1 protein-coding gene is annotated in these 978 nt (G+C 33.4%); it reads left to right on the top strand.

The features are described from left to right. The first annotated feature begins 113 nt into the window (after window positions 1-113). The gene (locus AC1EU2_RS18730; protein ID WP_480299795.1) at window positions 114-971 is read left to right on the top strand and encodes an RES domain-containing protein; all 858 of its coding nucleotides are present in this window, start codon (window positions 114-116) and stop codon (window positions 969-971) included. The last annotated feature ends 7 nt before the right edge of the window (window positions 972-978 follow it).

Below are 978 nucleotides of genomic sequence, written 5' to 3'. Positions count from 1 at the left end.
AAATTCAACAGGGACAAATTCTGTTTGGCTTTTGTCACTGCGTTCCAAAATTATAGCCAAACACAATTTGCCCGTTAATTGGGCGTTATGTGTTTTAATCGATATCGAGTTTAATGAATACCCAAAAAAGTACGAAAATTAATCCTTCTGAATTGAATAATAAGTTCAATGAAGCTCTGAGCATAATCTATATGTTCAAAGGTGGTGGCTCACGATTATATACTCCTCATGAAACTGAGGACTTTATATGTAAACTTATCGATGGAGTTCCATACATTCCATTTAATGTGGAAAAATTCAATAGAAAATTATTTAGAGCTAGGATTCTTGATAATGACCAGCCTTTTGATGATTTAAAGCAATTATTAGCTAAACCCAATGACTTAGTTACAAGTTACGGTCGATGCAATAGGCCTGGATTTTCTTCACTGTACCTATCAGATTCAGCCACAACCATCCTATCTGAATTAAAGGTGCATCGTGGGCAAAAAGTTCAAGTAATTGAGGCAGAACATAAACCTGACATAAACTTTAAAGTTATTTGTGTTGGAGTAATTGACTATTGGAGAAGGCATAAAGTTCCACCAAAAATATTAAGTGAAAAAGTTAAGGAATTTATAATTGCCAATAAAGAAGCTGTCGGAGATGGCTATTGGTATAGAGCTGAATTAATAGATGCTTTTATTGCAGATGAGTTTAGAAAAGTATGTTTACGAGAATACGATTACAACATAACATCTTCTTACTCCAAAATACATTACGATATCAATGAGGTTGATACTCTTTTATATCCTAGCGTGGGGCATCATGGAGGATGGAATTTCGCATTCAAACCATCTTCTTTCACAAAAAGCTTTGAAGTAAAGAAATCCTATGTCATAGAAGTAATGGAAGACTTTGGTTATGGTATGTACCATTTTGAAATAGAAAAAGAATCTAAAAGCATATCTGGAAATTTAATTCAGTGGTAAAAACACA

This window comes from Parashewanella sp. 2304DJ23-3, from assembly GCF_056591695.1.
This window is presented reverse-complemented; position numbering and strand designations above follow the sequence as displayed.

Bases quoted from the DNA above. Each gene is read 5' to 3' on its own strand.
- AC1EU2_RS18730 (WP_480299795.1), top strand. From the start codon at position 114: ATGAATACCCAAAAAAGTACGAAAATTAATCCTTCTGAATTGAATAAT.